The sequence below is a fragment of the Thiohalophilus sp. genome, assembly GCF_031581315.1.
Lineage (GTDB): Bacteria > Pseudomonadota > Gammaproteobacteria > UBA6429 > Thiohalophilaceae > Thiohalophilus.
Genome location: NZ_JAVLAZ010000124.1, coordinates 4,340 through 5,123 on the forward strand (window position 1 = coordinate 4,340; position 784 = coordinate 5,123).

Genomic DNA, 784 nt, shown 5'->3' on the forward strand with positions numbered 1-784 from the left:
GTTAAATACCGGTGCCCGAGATGGGTGATGCAGGTTACGCTGGTGATGGCCTACGATACTAAGTACTAAGTACTAAGTACTAAGTACTAAGTACTAAGCACTTCCTTCAGTGTCCGCAATCGGCGCCGGTCAGGCCCAGGGTTGCGATCTCGCCCTTGTCCTTGCCGCGATAGACATATTGCACGTCGACTCCCTCGCTGAGCAGCGGCTCGAGTGCCTTGCAGCCGGATTCGAGCAGGGTCGGGCGCAGGGCCTGGGTGAATTTGTTCCTGTCCATATCGCCGGCGGTGTAATTGACCAGCGTATAGTTGTAGGTCAGCACCTGGTTACCGGAGTCGGCGCCGTCGAGACGGGTTTCCTGGTCGACCATCATCGGGGCCTGCTGATTGACGACATCGGCGGCCTGTTGCAGCTCGTCGTCGGTGACGGCGTAGGCGTTCATGCTGAGGGTACAAAGCAGCAGAGTGCTGATGTGAATGAAAAGAGCTCGCATAGGGGAATCCTGATAGTAAAGTGGCATTTTGGCTATTATCGTTGATAGAGTTGTCAGCGCAAGGCCAAATTGGGTAAACGGTCAGGCAAATTCATCGGGAGGCAAGAATGAGAACATGGCGACACAGTTTCTGCCTGGCGGGCGCACTGCTGCTGGCGGCGTTGCCGCTGCAGGCCAGCGAGGTGGTCAATGTGAAACGGATCACCATGGATCTGGCCGCCGAGATTGCCGATGCCGCGGTCAAAGCGTGCCGGGAGAAGGGCTATCAGGTCAGCGCGGTCGTGGTGGATC

1 protein-coding gene and 1 pseudogene are annotated in these 784 nt (G+C 57.0%); one reads left to right on the plus strand and one right to left on the minus strand.

The features are described from left to right. Positions 1 to 106 precede the first annotated feature (106 nt). A complete protein-coding gene (locus RI563_RS12400) occupies positions 107 to 493 on the minus strand; it encodes a hypothetical protein (protein ID WP_310694699.1) in 387 nt (128 codons plus the stop codon). Positions 494 to 600: 107 nt separating this feature from the next. On the opposite strand from RI563_RS12400, the pseudogene RI563_RS12405 reads away from it, so the two are divergent. Then, positions 601 to 784, plus strand: a pseudogene (locus RI563_RS12405) (heme-binding protein); the annotation flags it as partial.